Source organism: Mesorhizobium sp. M2E.F.Ca.ET.209.01.1.1 (assembly GCF_004010375.2).
Classification (GTDB): Bacteria; Pseudomonadota; Alphaproteobacteria; order Rhizobiales; family Rhizobiaceae; genus Mesorhizobium.
In genome coordinates this window covers 71,520-86,394 of sequence record NZ_SADP02000002.1, presented here as the reverse complement: position 1 = coordinate 86,394, position 14,875 = coordinate 71,520, and the positions used below count along the sequence as shown (strand labels likewise).

The 14,875-nt window shown below is 65.1% G+C and carries 12 protein-coding genes and 1 pseudogene; 3 read left to right on the top strand and 10 right to left on the bottom strand.

What is annotated here, in order from left to right:
* Positions 1-53: 53 nt before the first annotated feature.
* The 4 genes from EN852_RS03870 to EN852_RS03855 form a co-directional block, all read right to left on the bottom strand.
* Complete coding sequence (locus tag EN852_RS03870; protein ID WP_127868446.1) at positions 54-1,286, bottom strand: ABC transporter substrate-binding protein; 1,233 nt, start codon at positions 1,284-1,286, stop codon at positions 54-56.
* A gap of 258 nt (positions 1,287-1,544) precedes the next feature.
* Entirely contained in the window at positions 1,545-2,399 is an 855-nt protein-coding gene (locus tag EN852_RS03865) for an amidohydrolase family protein (RefSeq protein ID WP_127878281.1), read from the bottom strand.
* Positions 2,400-2,404: 5 nt separating this feature from the next.
* Entirely contained in the window at positions 2,405-3,391 is a 987-nt protein-coding gene (locus EN852_RS03860; RefSeq protein WP_127878283.1) for an aldo/keto reductase, read from the bottom strand.
* A 264-nt stretch (positions 3,392-3,655) separates the two neighbouring features.
* Positions 3,656-4,399, bottom strand: a complete 744-nt coding sequence (locus EN852_RS03855; protein WP_127878285.1) for an FCD domain-containing protein — start codon at positions 4,397-4,399, stop codon at positions 3,656-3,658.
* A gap of 98 nt (positions 4,400-4,497) precedes the next feature.
* Here EN852_RS03855 and EN852_RS03850 point away from each other — a divergent pair.
* Positions 4,498-5,409, top strand: a pseudogene (locus EN852_RS03850) (NAD(P)-dependent oxidoreductase); the annotation flags it as partial.
* 62 nt (positions 5,410-5,471) lie between these two features.
* Here EN852_RS03850 and EN852_RS03845 read toward each other — a convergent pair.
* Complete coding sequence (locus EN852_RS03845) at positions 5,472-6,257, bottom strand: FadR/GntR family transcriptional regulator (RefSeq protein WP_127878289.1); 786 nt, start codon at positions 6,255-6,257, stop codon at positions 5,472-5,474.
* Between the two features lie 3 nt (positions 6,258-6,260).
* Positions 6,261-7,703 carry an FAD-binding oxidoreductase gene (locus EN852_RS03840; RefSeq protein ID WP_127878291.1) on the bottom strand — a complete coding sequence of 481 codons (1,443 nt, stop codon included), beginning with the start codon at positions 7,701-7,703 and terminating at the stop codon, positions 6,261-6,263.
* A gap of 161 nt (positions 7,704-7,864) precedes the next feature.
* Between EN852_RS03840 and gloA the strand changes: the two genes are divergently transcribed.
* Entirely contained in the window at positions 7,865-8,278 is a 414-nt protein-coding gene (gloA, locus tag EN852_RS03835) for a lactoylglutathione lyase (RefSeq protein ID WP_095080570.1), read from the top strand.
* A gap of 83 nt (positions 8,279-8,361) precedes the next feature.
* Here the strand turns inward: gloA and EN852_RS03830 are convergent, their stop codons facing one another.
* The 4 genes from EN852_RS03830 to EN852_RS03815 form a co-directional block, all read right to left on the bottom strand.
* Complete coding sequence (locus EN852_RS03830; protein ID WP_127868440.1) at positions 8,362-9,330, bottom strand: ABC transporter permease; 969 nt, start codon at positions 9,328-9,330, stop codon at positions 8,362-8,364.
* A 4-nt stretch (positions 9,331-9,334) separates the two neighbouring features.
* Positions 9,335-10,837 (bottom strand): sugar ABC transporter ATP-binding protein, encoded by a 1,503-nt coding sequence (locus tag EN852_RS03825; protein WP_127878317.1) that lies wholly within the window; start codon positions 10,835-10,837, stop codon positions 9,335-9,337.
* Between the two features lie 5 nt (positions 10,838-10,842).
* Positions 10,843-11,883 (bottom strand): ABC transporter permease, encoded by a 1,041-nt coding sequence (locus tag EN852_RS03820; protein ID WP_246693148.1) that lies wholly within the window; start codon positions 11,881-11,883, stop codon positions 10,843-10,845.
* A 107-nt stretch (positions 11,884-11,990) separates the two neighbouring features.
* On the bottom strand, positions 11,991-13,073 hold the full coding sequence (locus tag EN852_RS03815; RefSeq protein WP_127878293.1) for a sugar ABC transporter substrate-binding protein: 1,083 nt from the start codon (positions 13,071-13,073) through the stop codon (positions 11,991-11,993).
* Positions 13,074-13,282: 209 nt separating this feature from the next.
* Here EN852_RS03815 and EN852_RS03810 point away from each other — a divergent pair, with 209 nt between their 5' ends.
* Positions 13,283-14,875, top strand: a complete 1,593-nt coding sequence (locus EN852_RS03810) for a GMC family oxidoreductase N-terminal domain-containing protein (RefSeq protein WP_127878295.1) — start codon at positions 13,283-13,285, stop codon at positions 14,873-14,875.

Below are 14,875 nucleotides of genomic sequence, written 5' to 3'. Positions count from 1 at the left end.
GATGGGCGGAACATAGCCGCCCATCCCGATTTTGGATTTTGTCGCGGGCCGGCTCAGCCGCCGTTGTCGCCGGGCGGCGGTGCGGCCGGCGGCTGCTCGACCGCGCATTTGAACTTGTCGGATGTGTTGGGTTCGACCATGCAGACCTCGGTCGCGAAGGTGACCTGATGATGCTTGTTGAACACAAGCGGCACAGGCGACACGACGCCCTTGTAGTCCGACTTCAGGAGCTCTGCGACCACCGCGTCCGGATCATCGATCTTGCCGACCTTCTCCAGCGCCTTCGCGTACCAGAAGAAGTAATCGTAATAGAGCAGCGAAACGGAGGACTGCGGGCCCTTGGCGGCGCCGAGGCCGAAATACTTGTCGAAATACTGCTTCACCTCGGGGTATGGCGAGGAACCCCAGCAGACCGGCACGCAGCTCATCGTCACCGGCACGTCCGCCTTCAGGCTACGCTCCTGATAGATGCCCGGATCGACGCCGAACAGGAAATAGGACGGGGCCACGCCGAGCTTGAGGGCTTGCGGGAAGGCTGTAAGGGTTGAATCGCCGTTGTACCAGAAATGCACGATATCAGGCTTCATGCCCTTGATGCGGGTAAGCAGCGGCGAGAAGTCGGTCGTATCCGGCGGATACTGCACGAGGTCGACTTTCTGGCCTTCCGCCTCGAGCGCCTTGACATAGTGCGACGACAGATACTGTCCGGTCGCGTCATTGCCGACGAACACCACCGAATGCTTCGGCGGCGACTTCAGCTGCGGTGTGAGCAACGACAGCACGCCCTTTGCGGTGCTGCCGCTGCGCTGCCATTCCTGCGGCTCGCTCTGGAACGTGTAGTGAAGCCAACCGTCCTCGGCGACGGCCTTGTCGTCGAGCACGGCGCCGAGCGAGCTGTTGCCGGAAAACTGCAGCACCTTGGCCGGGCCGGTGATCTTGGCCATGGATACCGAGAAGTCATGCGTCTCGGTGCCCCAGATCGCCTTGACGCCAATGTCGTTGACCAGCTCGCGCGCGGCCGCGATGGTGACGTTCACATCCGTCCGGTTGTCGCGGATATAGAGTTTGATCTTGTAGGTCTTGTCGCCGACCTTGATGCCGCCGGCGTCGTTGATCTGTTGCGCCGCCAGGTTGGCGGCGCCGACGATGGTGTTGCCGGCCGAAACGAACGAGCCCGACTGCGCGGCGATGACGCCGATGGGCAGTTCCTCGTCGGCACGTGCCGTCTGCAAAGCCATGGCGAGCCCCGCGGCCACCACGGCTAACCCAAGTCCTAGCTGTCTCATGCATGTTCCTCCCGTTACATGACCGACTTGTCATACAACCCTATTACCATGTAACAAGGTTGTCAACGTGACTTCCAGCGTGGAGCGGGCGGTCGAGAGGTGTCAGCGGGCTCTGATTTGGCCTGTGTGAATCCGGTCCGGGCGCGAGGCTCGCCCGGCTTGCGGATCGGGTAACTGGTTGGGATCGGGACCGCCCTCGACGCGTCCGGGATGGCTCGGCCGCCAAAGACGGGAAGCGATCAGAGCCGTGTCACGGCGTCACGGCGACGGTATGGTCAAGCGGTACGCCTCGATGGCGGAAGCGCCAAGAATTTGAGACCGTTCTTCTTCCGTCAACCCGGAGAGGCAATCGTCGAGGGCGCGCTTGACCGACTGATAGTCGGCCGCGACTAGGCAGACCGGCCAGTCCGAGCCGAACAGGCATCGCGACGGCCCGAAGATCGAAAGCACCGCGTCGACATAGGGCTGCAGGTCCTGGCTTTTCCAGTGCCGCCAGTCGGCCTCCGTGACCATCCCGGACAGCTTGCACCAGACGTGGTCGCGATGCGCCTTGAAACCTTGCATCAATCCGGCCCATGGCTCCATCGCATGCTGCGCAATGCGCGGCTTTGCGATGTGGTCCACCACGAAACGCAGGCCAGGATGCCGCTCCACAGTCTCCAGGGCGGCCGGAATCTGCGGCTCCTTCAACAGCAGGTCATAGGCCAGCCCGGCCTCGGCGACCGCGGCCAGCCCGCGCTGGACATCCGCGCGCAACAGCCAGTTCGGATCCGCCTCGTTATGGACGAGGTGACGGATGCCGACCAGGTAATGGCCATCCGGCCGCGCCTTCAGCTCGGACAGCGCGGCGGCCACCTCGGGATCGGTGAGGTCAACCCATCCGACGACGCCTGCGACGAAATCGGTCCGGCTCGCCATCGACAGGAACGCCCGCGTCTCGTCGAGCGAATGCCATGTCTGGACAAGGATCGTCTTGTCCACGCCGGCCGCGGCGAGCGCCGGCCTGAGGTCGTCGGGGGAGAACACCCGGCGTATGGCGGCGTAATCCTCCGTCATCCAGCCGCAGGAGCCATCCGCCGGGCCCCAGAAATGCTGATGGCCGTCGATCACCATGGCGCTCACCAGCGCTGGTGCACGGCGGCCTTGATGCGCCGCTCATAGATGTCGGCGATGCGCTCCATCACCTGCGGCGACAGCGCCGGCAGGTCGGACGCGGCGGCGTTCTCCTGCGCCTGCCGGACGGACTTGGCGCCCGGAATGGTGACCGTCACGGCCGGGTTCATCAGGATCCAGCGCAGTGCCCATTGCGCCATGGTGGCGCCTGGCGGCAGCAGCGGCCGCAATTCCTCGACCGCCTGCAGGCCTTCCTCATAATTCACGCCGGAGAATGTCTCGCCGACGTCGAAGGCCTCGCCCTGCCGGTTGTAGTTGCGGTGGTCCTTGGCGCTGAAACTGGAATCGCTCTTGAACTTGCCGGACAAGAGCCCGCTGGCCAGCGGCACCCTGACGATGATGGCGACATCCTTCTGGCGCGCCATGTCGAAGAACAGCTCCGCCGGGCGCTGCCGGAACATGTTGTAGATGATCTGGACGCTGACGACGCCGGGATATTGCAGCGCCTTGATGCCTTCCTCGACCTTCTCGACGCTGACGCCGTAGTGACGGATCTTGCCCTCCTCGACCAGCCTGTCCAGCGCCTCGAATGTCTCGGGCTGGTAGAAGACCTCCGTCATCGGACAATGAAGTTGGACGAGGTCGAGCACGTCGACCTCGAGATAGCGCAGGCTGCGCTCGACGAAGCTGGTCAGGTTCTGCCGATTGTAGCCTGACGCGACATGCGGGTTCAGCCGCTTGCCCGCCTTGGTGGCGACAATAGGCCTGACGCCGCCACGCCCCTTCAGCGTCTTTGCGATCAGTTTTTCCGCCCGGCCGTCGCCATAGACATCGGCCGTGTCGATCATCGTCACGCCTGAATCGAGCGCGGCGTTGAGCGCCGCGATGGCGTCCTTCTCCTCGACGTCGCCCCAGTCGGCACCGATCGCCCAACTGCCGAAGCCGATTTCCGACACTTGCCAGCCGGTGCGGCCAAATCGCCTTTGATGCATAGAAACCACTCCTGAAAGCCAACGTCGTCTTGACGGGTCGTGCCCGCAGGAATATCAGATCGGATAGTTGTATGACAACCCTGTAAGCATGCAAAGGTAATGGCGAAAAGCGGCGGTTTTGGATCTACCGGCAGGCTGGAGGGCGATGGGATGTTCCTGGCATCGGAGCGTGGCGCCGATCGATGCCAACCCGATTTGGACCGTCAAGCCGCAGCCGCCGCTGATCGATACAAGCCACGAACCGATCGAGCGACCTTGCCCGATTTATTTCCCAGCGCTGTCGCGCAGCTGCTCGAAGCGCTTGTAGGAACGGGAAAGATGCAGCCGCATCGCGCGCTGCGCCGCCTTTGCGTCGCGGGCCGCGATGGCGTCGTGGATCGCCCGGTGCTCGCGCCGCGTGCGCTCGAAATGCCGCTCGCGCTCGTCGGGCTCCAGGCGATCGAACTGCGTCCATTGGCGCGGGATCATCGCGGTGCCGAACGTGTCGAAAAGCCGGCTGAAATAGGCGTTGTGCGAGGCGAGCGAAATCGCGCGATGGAAAGCCGCATCCTCGGTCGCGGCAAGGCCGGTTTCGGCGATCGCCCGGTCGATGGCGTCGAGCTGCCTGGCAATGAGCGCAAGGTCCTTGGCGGTCCGGCGCGTGGCTGCCAGCGCCGCCGCCTCTCCCTCGACGCCCATGCGCAGCTCGAGCACCGCCAGGATCTCGTCGATCGATTCGACATCCGTCGGGACGATCGAAAAGGTTTTAGGCGGCGGCTCCTGGGCCACAAAGGCGCCGAGGCCCTGCCGTGTCGTGATCAGCCCGCGCGCACGAAGCGAGGCGAGCGCCTCGCGAACCACCGTCCGGCTCACACCCGTCGCGTTGACGATCTCCTGCTCGGTGGGCAGCCTCTGGCCAGGCGCAAGATCGCCGGCTTCGATCTGCGCGGCAAACTTGTCGACCAGCTCGCCCCTGAGGTTGGGGGACTGGCGAATGGCGCCGAACACTGCTCCCTCGCGATCCGTCATCGGAACACCGGCCCCTTGAATCGATTCTTGGGCCAAGGATCGCACCGCTTGGTTGCAACGGCAATCTTTCGTTTGTTTGAGCCCAACAGCAAGGGAAGACCAATATGAAGCAGCAAATCGGCTTTATCGGCCTGGGCGCGATGGGCTCGGGCATGGCGGCCAACCTTCTGGCCAAGGGCTGGCCGCTGACGGTCTGGGCGCATCGCAACCAAGAGGCGGCGCTGAAGCTGGCCGCCGCCGGCGCCCGCCAGGCGACGACGCCGCGCGCGCTCGCCGAAGGCTGCGACATCGTTCTCCTTTGCGTCACCGGCTCGCCGCAGGTCGAGGCGGTGGTGAAGGGTCCTGACGGCCTGGCCGCCGCCGGCAAGCCGCTGTTGATCGTCGATTGCTCGACCTCCAACCCGTCCTCGACGATCGCGCTCGCCGCCGAACTTGCAACTCAAGGCATGACGCTGATCGACGCGCCACTGGCGCGCACCCCCAAGGAAGCCGCCGAGGGCAAGCTCGACGTCATGGTCGGCGGCGCGGCGGAAGTGGTCGCCCGCGCGCGGCCAGTGCTCGAAGCCTTCGCCGCGCGCATCGTCCACACCGGCCCGACCGGCAGCGGCCACACCATGAAGCTGCTCAACAATTTCGTCTCGATGGGCTATTCGGCGATCTATTCCGAGGCGCTGACGCTCGGCGCCAAGGCCGGGCTGACGCCGCAGGTCTTCAATAGCGTCATCTCCGGCAGCCGCATGGATTGCGGCTTCTACCAGGCCTTCTTCGACTTCGTGCTGAACCGCAACGAAAACGCCCAGCGCTTTGCCATCGCCAATGCGCTGAAGGATATGACCTATCTCGCCTCCTTCGCCCAGGCCGCCGGCATCGCCAACCCGGTCGGCGCCGTGGTCCGCAACGGTTTTGCGACGGCGGTGGCAACAGGACACGGTGAGAAGTTCGTGCCGGCCCTGTCGGATATCGTTGCGGGGCTGAATGGGGTGTCGCTGGTGGTGCCGGCGGCTGAGTGAATTCGCACAGGGCGCGCCCCCTCGGTCTCGGCTCGCGCTGACCGACAGGGCTGAGCCGCCGCCTACCCCGCCGCCTGCCCGCGCACGGCCTTCCTCAGCCTCGAATGCCGCGCCGGCGATGCTGGCTTAGCCGCAGCGTTCCCTCCAGGGAGTCCTACGCGAGAAGCCGCACCTGCAAGATGCCGCGTCATGGCGGCGCTCGCGCCCTTCGCGTCGCCGGCCTTGATCGCCGCCAGGATGCGCTCGTGCTCGCCCAATGTCGTGCGCGCCATGTCGTCCGACTTCTGCTGGTTGCCGGCGGCCAGGATGCTCTCGCGCACCCGTTCCGAGACGAAGACAAGGAACTGGCCCATATAGGGGTTCTGGGTCGCCTCGGCGACGGCGCGGTGGAAGCCAAGATCGTTCTTCAGCCAGGCGACGCTGCCATAGGGAGCCGTGCGCATCCCGTCGAGCGCCTGTTCCATCGCCACAATATCGGCATCGGAGCGGCGGGTCGCGGCCAGGGCGGCGATCTGCACTTCAAGCATGCCGCGCAGCTCGAACAGGTTGCGGAAGGAATCCGCCCGCTGCAAGGTCTCATAGTCGATCGTCAGCACCGTCGCGTTGGTCGCGTCGGCGACGAAGGCGCCCCTGCCCTGCTGCGACCAGATACGGCCTTCCGAGCGCAGCCTGGCGATCGCTTCGCGCACCACGTTGCGGCTGACCCCGAAGGTGGTCGCCAGCGCCTGTTCGGTCGGCAGCTGATCGCCGGGCTTCAGGCGCCCTTGCGCGATCTCGCGCGAGATGGAACTCGCCACCAGGGTGGAGAGATGCGGACCGCGATTGACCTTGTCGAGCTTCAGCGTCATCGCTCACCTATAGTCGAGCGCGGATGCGGACGCCAGAATGCGGCCGTTGCTCAATATATGGCGCGGATCGATCGCATCCTTGATGCCTGCCGCGAGATCGAGCGTCACCGCATCGATGCGGTCGAGGAAGGCCCGCTGTTTGACCCGGCCGATGCCGTGCTCGGCGCTGATCGAGCCGCCATAGCGGTCGACGACGGCGAAAATCTCCGCTTCCGCCTCCTCGAACAGATGCTCGATCGCCTCGGCCGCCATGCCCTCCGGCGGCACGACGTTGAGATGGATGTTGCCGTCACCAACATGGCCGTAGGTGACCGGCAGCGCGTCGGGGCGGGCCCGTCCCAGCTCGAAGAGCGCGTCGGTGACGAAATCGGCAAGCTTCGAGATCGGCACCGAGACGTCGGTGCGCAGGTAACGGCCGCCGCGGCCCTGCCGTTCGACCATGATCTCGCGGTAGAGCCACAGGCGCTCGGCCTGCGCCCGCGTCGATGCCACGATGCCGTCCTCGACTAGATCCTCGACGCCGGCGAGAAAACTCAAAAGCATGTCCTTGAGGTCGATCAGCCCTCCGGACGAAACCTCGATCAACACATAGGCGGGGTAAGGCTTGCCCAGCGGCTCGGGGAAATCCTTGCCCTCACGCATGGTGATCTCGATGCCGCCGCGCAGGATCAGCTCGAAGGCGGTGAGCAGGTCACTGCAACCGCGACGCGCCCGCGCATACAGCGCCATCGCGTCCTCGACCGAACGCAGGCCGACGAGCGCCGTTTCGATCTGCGTCGGCCTGGGAAAGAGCTTCAGCGCCGCGGCGGTGACGATGCCGAGCGTACCTTCCGAGCCGATGAAGACCTGCTTCAGATCATAGCCGCGATTGTCCTTGCGCAGCACCTTCAGCCCATTCCAGATCCGGCCGTCGGCCAGCACGACTTCGAGGCCAAGCACAAGGTCCCGCGTCATGCCGTAACGCAGCACGTTGAAGCCGCCGGCATTGGTGGCGACATTGCCGCCGATGCGGCAGCTGCCCTGCGCGCCGAAGGTGATCGGCAGGATGCAGTCGCTCTCCTCCGCCGCGCGCTTGGCGTCCTCGAGGATGCAGCCGGCCTCGACCACCATGGCGAAGTCGATCGGGCTGATCGAGCGGATCCTGCTCATGCGCTCCAGCGAGACAACGACCTCGTTGCCGTCGGCCGCCACCGCTGCGCCGACAAGGCCGGTCAGACCGCCCTGCGGCACGACGGGGATGCGCTCGGCATGACAGTGCCGCATCAGCGCCGACATCTCTTCCACGGAGCTGGGCCGCGCCACCGCCAGCGGGCGGCCGAAATGGTCGCCCGACCAGTCCCGGCTGTAGCGTGCCATGTCCTCTGCCTCGGTCAGCAGCCCGCCGTCCGACAGCACGCCGGCAAGGGCGGCGATCAGCGATGCGGAATTGGGCGGCACTGCATTCATGAACTGAACCTGGACCCTTCCGGAAAACGACTGGACAACCACCAATCTTGTCGTGTTATCATACAACCCTGATTGAGAACATCAAGCGATAGCATGCTTCCCGAAGCCGTTTGGTGTGGATGGTCAGACTGGCAAATCACTGAATTCGGAGGACTTTCCCAATGAGCGACGCCCCGGGCTTTCGCTATATGCACACCATGATCAGGGTGCTCGACCTCGACAAGTCGATCGCCTTCTACACCGAGGTGCTCGGCATGACCTTGCTGCGCCGCGAGGATTATCCAGGCGGCAAGTTCACCAATGCCTTTGTCGGCTACGGGCCGGAGGACAAGGAAGCGGTCGTCGAGCTGACGCTGAACTGGGGCCGCGAGGAACCCTATGAGATCGGCACCGGCTTCGGCCATCTGGCGCTCGGCGTCAACGACATCTATGCCGTTTGCGCCGAACTCGAAAAGCGCGGCGCCAAGATCCCGCGCAAACCGGGACCAATGCAGCACGGCACCACCCACATCGCCTTCGTCGAGGACCCGGACGGCTACAAGATCGAGCTGATCGGCCTGGACACGATGCAGTAATCCTGGACCGGACCGCACCGGCCTCGCGCCGATGCGGTCCCTTTCCGTCCGCGCTTGCTTGGGAGGCGGTGCGGGTGAGTTCGTCACTTGATGACCGCGATCTTGCTGCGGTCGATCGTGATGGCGACGGCGGCGATCAGCACCGCGCCGAACACCATGTTTTCCAGAAAAATGTTGACGCCGACGAAGGTCATGCCGATGCGCACAATCGAGATGATCAGCGCGCCGACCGCGGTGCGCGCTACCCCGCCCAAGCCGCCGGTGATGGCGGTGCCGCCGACGATGACGGCGGCGATGGCCGGCAGCAGCAGCTGGTTGGCGAGCACCGGCGAGCCGCTTGACAGCCTGGCCGCCAGCACGACGCCGGCGATGGCCGCCAGCATCCCCGATGCGGCAAAGGCGATGATCTTGGTGCGGTCGACATTGATGCCCGCCGCCCAGGCCGCCGGTTCACCGGCGCCGACCGCGATCGCCTGGCGGCCGAAGCGCGTATAGCGCAGCACCAGGAAACTCACGATGCCGATCAGCGCTGAAATCAGCACCACCATCGGCAGGCCGAAAATCGTGGCGTTGATCCAGGCGGTCTTTTCGCGGCCTGCTTCCTCGATGGTGATGGCGCGGCCGTTGGAAACCCAGAGTGCCAGCCCGGTGACCACGCCGCCGGTGGCCAAGGTCGCGACGAAGGACGGCACGCGCAGCTTGACATGGACGATGCCGCTCAGCAGCCCGAAGGCGAGGCCGGACAGGATCGCCACCGGAAAGGCGGCGAAGCCGAGCGAGGGCAGCAATTGCGCCAGCATGACGCTTGCCAGCGAAGCCACAGCCTGGATCGACAGGTCGATGCCGCCGAGCAGGATGGCGAAGGTGACCCCGGTCGCCAGGATGAATAGCACCGCGGTGTTGGCAAAGAGCAGCGCCAGCGTCTCGCCAGTGAGGAAACCGGGCGCGGCGATCTCGATGATCAGCAGCAAGGCGACGAGCAGGACCAGCGGTATGGCGCCCTGCGTCCACTTGCCCTCGAACACCTGCCTGATGGAAAAACCTTCGTTCATCGGCTCACACCATCGCTCGCAGGAGGTCTACCTGCTTGGGCTTGTTGCCTGGGCTCGCATCGAAGCGCGCGGTGATCTCGCCGTCGCGCATCACCAGCACCTGGTGCGACAGGCCGATCGTCTCTTCCAGCGTGTCGGAGATCAGAAGGATCGCCACGCCTTGCTGCGAGAGGTCGCGCACCAGCTCGTAGACCTCTTCCTTCGCGCCGACATCAAGCCCGCGCGTCGGATGGTCGAGCACCAGGATGCGCGAGCCGGCCGTCATCCAGCGCGCCAGCACCACCTTCTGCTGGTTGCCGCCGCTAAGCTTGCGGCAGGCGGCGTCCGGTCCCGGCGCCTTGATGCTGAGCCGCTTGATCCAGTCGGCGGCGAGCCGCCGCTCCTTGCCGTAATCGATGGCGCCGTTGCGCATGACGCTCGAGAGGTCCGCCAGCGAGATGTTCTCGGCGATCGACAGGAACATCACCAGCCCTTCGAGCCTGCGCTCGCGCGGGACATAACCGATTCCCCTGCGCACCGCCGGTTCCGGCGAACTGAAGCGCACCGGCTCGCCGGCGATCTTCATCTCGCCCTCATCATGCGGCAGGAATCCGCCGATGGTGCGGGTCACCTCTTCGCGGCCGGAGCCGACGACGCCGGCGATGCCCACGATCTCGCCGGCACGGATCGAAAGATCGACCCCGTGATAGAACCCGTTGGCGCCCAGCCCCTTGGCCTCGACCATGACCTTGTCGCCCGGCGGCCGTTGGCGCGCCTCGCGGTAATATTCGGCCTGCAGCCCGCGCCCGACCATGATCTCGTGCAGCTCCGGCGCCGTGACTTCCGCGGCGCGGTGCTCGGCCACGACCGCGCCATCCTTCATCGTGTAGACGCGATCGGAAATCGACAGCACCTCGTCGAGGCGGTGCGAGACGAAGACGAAGCTCGCGCGAGACTTCAAAGACTGAACCCGCGCGAACAGAACCTCGATATCGGCGGCGTTGAGCACCGAGGTCGGCTCGTCGAGCAGGATGAGCAACGGACGCTCGACCATCTCCTCCAGCGTCAGCGCCTTGGCGAGCTCGACCATCTGGCGCGCTGCGAAGGTCAGCTCGGAGGTGCGCGCGGTGACATCGATGTCGACGCCGATCTTGGCGAGCTGCCGTCGCGCCGCGGCGTTCATGGCGCGCCAGTTGACGAGGCCGAAGCGGGTGAAACGGTCTTCTTCACCCAGATAGATGTTTTCGGCGACAGTGAGATTGAGCACCAGCGACTGTTCCTGGAACACCATGCCGATGCCGTGTCTGGCCGCGTCGCGAGCATTGCGCAGCTTGAGCGGCTCGCCATCCAGCGTGAGTGAGCCGCCATCCGGCCGGTAGCCGCCGGCCAGCAGCCGCATCAGCGTCGACTTGCCGGCGCCGTTCTCGCCGATCAGCCCCACCACCTCGTTTGGACGCACCTCTATGGAGACGTCGCGCAACGCCTGGACGCCGGGGAAGTTCTTGATGATGTTCGACGCCTGCAGCATGGCGGTCACTTCACGATCTTGAGGCGAACGCGGTCGAGCGACAGCGCAACGGCGGCGATGATCATCAGTCCCTGCACAGTCTGCTGGATGTAAGGCGAGATGCCGAGCAGGATCATGCCGTTGGCTAAAACGGTGACGATCAGCACGCCGATCAGCGTATTGACGACGCCACCCTCGCCGCCGGTCAGTGCCGTGCCGCCGACAACCACCGCCGTGACCGCGGCAAACAGCCTGCCGTCGCCGATGACGGCGTGCGACTGACCGAGCTGGGCGGCGGCAAGCACGCCGGCAATGCCGAAGAAGAAGCCGGCCAGCGCAAACGCCGCGATGCGTACGCGCGTGACATTGACGCCAGAGAGCTTGGTCACGTCCTCGTCGCCGCCGATCGCCAATATGTGGCGGCCGAGCCTTGTGTAATACTGGATGACGGCGGCAAGGGCGAACGCGCCGATCGCGACCCAGACCGCCAGCGGCAGCCCGAGGAAACGATGCAAGGCGAGGTCGCGGATCGAGGCGTCGTTGAGCCGGATGGCCGAGCCGCCCAGCATATAGACCGACAGGCCAAGCCCGATGAACCACATGCCGAGCGTCGCCATGAAAGATGGGATGCGCAGCATCGTCTGGACGAGACCGCTGATCAGTCCCATGATCGTGCCCGAGGCGATCGCCGCCAGCACCGCCCACCAGCCATAATCGTTGCCGTTGCTGTCATTGGCGGCCAGCAGCACCACCACCATCGCCGCCACCGACAGCGTGCCCTCGACCGAAAGGTCGATGCTGCCCATCAGAATGATGAATGTCAGCCCCATCGCCAGTGTCAGCGGGACCGCGGCGGAGTTCGCCAGCCGCACAAGATTGCGCAGCTCGATGAAATTGGGGTTGGCGATGGTGATCAGAATGCAAAGCACGACCAGCACCGCCAGCGGCGCGAGCCTGCGCCAGCGCCTGCCGCCGAGCATAGTGGCGATGCGGCCGGGGAGGAATGTCATAAGCGTCGTCCGCTCGATGTCCGAAACGGACTTCAGGGGTTCTGTCTGGATTGTCAAGAAACCGCTTCCCGTCTGCTGGTGACAGGCGTCGTGGCCGCGGGCGCAAGACGCCGGCAAAAAGGGAGCGGGCCGCTGCCAGGGAGAAGCCGGCCCGCCCCAACGGGTCAGGCGCGGATCGCTCCGGTCACCCGGCCCCACAGATCGTTCCAGTCAATCTCGGGCTTCGACTCGACATTGGTCTTGTAATATTCCTCGACATTGTCGTGCGAGATCAGCACCGCCTTGCCATAGAATTCGCGGTGCTCCGGCGGCTCCTTGGCCGGGTCGAACTTGCCGATCTTGGCGTTGTAGCCGATCGCAAGCCCCATGCCGCCCTGCCAGAACGGATCGGAGGTGACGGTGCAGGCGAACTCGCCGGTGCGCACCGCGTCGACCGCCGTCTTGATGCCGTCCACACCGACGATCGGCACCTTGCCGGCGAGGTTTTCGGCGCGCAGCGCTTCGAGCGCGCCGGAGCCCATGTCGTCATTGGCGGCCCAGATGCCTTTGATGTCGTCGCCGAAGCGGGTCAGCAGATTGCCCATCAGGTCGAATGCCTCGGTCGATTTCCAGTTGGCGACCTGGAAGTCGAGCAGCTTGATGTCGGGATTGGCTGCAAGCGCTGCATCAAGGCCCTTCTTCCGTTCAATCGCAGCCGTGGTCGAGATCAGGCCGCCGAGCGCGACGATGCCGCCCTTGCCGCCAATGGTCTTGAACAGGATCTCGGCGATGGTCTTGCCGCTGGCGATGCCGTCGAACTCGATATGCGAGACATAGTTCGGATTGAAGTCCTTGGGGTGCAGGTCGGCCGGCTTGTTCCACTGCGTAACCACATAGGCGCCGGCCTTGGCGCAAGCTTCGACGATAGGGCGCGCGTCGGGCGTGTCGTTGGGATCGGAATTGAGCACCATATTGCCGTTGGTCTTGGCCAGCATCGCCTTGATGTCGGCGATGCCCTTCTCGCTATTGCCTTCCGAAACCAGCGTGACATGCTCCAGCCCGGCCCATTTGGCATAGGCCTCGGCGCCGGTCTTCCACACCGCGTGATAGGGATTGGACAACGAGCGGATCGACGTCACCAGCGTCGGCTTGTCGGCCGCGCGCAATATGTTCGGCATCGCCAGCGTCACCGCGCCGGCGGCGGCGCCCAGCATCAGCGTCCGGCGGCTCACGCTGCCGGAAAAAACAAGACCATTGCTGTCCTTCATTTCGAACCTCCCGATTGAATTTGTTTGCCGCCCGGCGCTTGCGCAGGGCGCGGCCGGATCCTCCAGCGAGGGTTATCGGTCTCCTCTACTTGTATGACAACCCTTCAACACGGCAACCATACTCTTTCTCTTGACGCGGCACAAGCGACTTGAGATCGTCACGCGCATGAAGAGCGAGGCACTGACTTCGCCTCGGCTAGGGAGCGAGAATGCCGGACTACATCATCGTTGGCGGCGGCTCGGCCGGCTGCGTGCTTGCCGCGAGACTGAGCGAGGATCCAGGCCTGTCGGTCGTCCTGCTCGAGGCCGGCCCGCCCGACACCGACCGTTACATCCACATGCCGGTCGGCTTCTTCAAGATGACGTCCGGCCCGCTGATCTGGGGCTATGACGCGGCGCCCGGCCTGGAGATCGATGGCCGCGTCATGGTCTACCCGCAGGCACGGGTGCTGGGCGGCGGCTCGTCCATTAATGCCCAGGTGTTCACGCGAGGCTGCCCGCAGGACTATGACGGCTGGGCGGCCGACTTCGGCTGCGCCGGATGGAACTACGCCGATGTGCTGCCCTATTTCGTCAGGTCCGAGGGCAACGACACCTTTGCCGGCCCGCAGCACGGCATTGAGGGTCCGCTCGGCGTCTCCAGCGGCGCGCCGCATCCGCTGACCAGGATCTTCGTCAAGGCGGCGCAGCAGGCTGGCCTGCCCTTCCGAGCCGACTTCAATGCCGGCGAGCAGGAAGGCGCCGGCTTCTACCAGACGACCACGCGCAACGGCAGGCGCTCGAGCACGGCGGTCGCCTATCTCAAGCCCGCCCTGGCGCGCCCGAACCTGAGCTTGCGGACCGACGCCACGGTCAGCCGCGTCGTCGTCGAGAACGGCCGCGCCGTCGGCGTCGAGATCATCGTCAATGGTCGCCCCGAGCTGATACGTGCCGAACGCGAGGTGATCGTCACGTCCGGCGCCATCGGCTCGCCGAAACTCCTGATGCTGTCCGGCATCGGCCCGGCCGCGCATCTTGCGCGGCACGGCATCAAGGTGGTGCATGATCTGAAAAACGTCGGCCAGAACCTGCACGACCACATGGATGTCGACGTCGTCGCCGAACTCAACGGCCCACATGGCATCGACCGCTACAAGAAGAAGCGCTGGCAGGCCCTTGCCGGTCTCGAATACGCGCTGTTCGGCAAGGGACCGGTTGCCTCCAACATCGTCGAGGCTGGCGGTTTCTGGTGGGGCGATCGCGCCGAGAGGACGCCCGACATCCAGTTCCATTTCCTGCCCGGCGCCGGCGTCGAGGAAGGCATCGGCTCGGTTCCTGGCGGCAATGGCTGCACGCTGAATTCCTACCATGTGCGACCGCGTTCGCGTGGCAGTGTGGCGCTGCGCTCGGCGGACCTGCGCGATGCGCCGATTATCGACCCCAATCCTTTCGCCGAGCGCTACGACCTCGAACGCGCCATCGACGGCATCGAGATCAGCCGCGAGATTCTCTCCCAGCCGGCCTTCGCCAGATACGTCAGCCGCGAGCATCTGCCGGGAGCGGCGACGAAGGGCCGCGCGGCGCTCGAAGCCTTTGCCCGCCAGCATGGCCGCAGCGCCTATCATCCGGTCGGCACCTGCCGCATGGGCGGCGATGCCGACAGCGTCGTCGATCCCGAGCTTCGTGTGCGCGGTCTTGCCGGCCTGCGCGTCTGCGACAGCTCTGTGATGCCGCGCATCGTCTCTTCCAACACCAACGCAGCGGTGATCATGATCGCCGAGAAGGCGGCGGATATGATCACCGGCAAGACCACAGCGGCATAG